Genomic DNA, 410 nt, shown 5'->3' on the forward strand with positions numbered 1-410 from the left:
GTACCAGAGCGTGGACGAGGAATAGGTGGGCCCGTCTTCCCCGAACCCCATGGGCGGCAGAAACGCGGCGCCCCAGCTCAGCTCCCGTGCGGCCATCAGGCACCACAGCGGAACCACGGCCACCGCGAGCCCTTTCAAGGCAGCGCGCCCCCAATCGCCCGATGCCGTGCCCTGGCGCGCGACTGCGACGGCCATGGCGGCGCCGCCCAGCAACACCACCACCTGCAGGTTCTCCAGTCAGCCGTTCTCCCAACCGGCCGACGCCGGCAGGCGCGCCGCCACCCAATAGCCGATCGCCAGGCCGACCAGCATCAGCGACAACAGCCACCAGCGCCATCGGACGGCGCGGGGCGGAACATGGAAGGTCAGCGAAGCGGGAGAACCGGGAGAACCGGGAGAAGCGGAATGCA

At 70.0% G+C, this 410-nt stretch carries 1 protein-coding gene; it reads right to left on the bottom strand.

All coding sequences use genetic code 11. The annotated features are described in order from the left end of the window. The coding region (locus tag GVL03_RS21155) for a hypothetical protein (protein WP_200847408.1) at nt 1-222 on the bottom strand (222 nt) is incomplete at its 3' end. Nucleotides 223-410 lie beyond the last annotated feature (188 nt).

The sequence above is a fragment of the Microbacterium sp. 18062 genome (genome assembly GCF_902706225.1).
Lineage (GTDB): Bacteria > Actinomycetota > Actinomycetes > Actinomycetales > Microbacteriaceae > Microbacterium.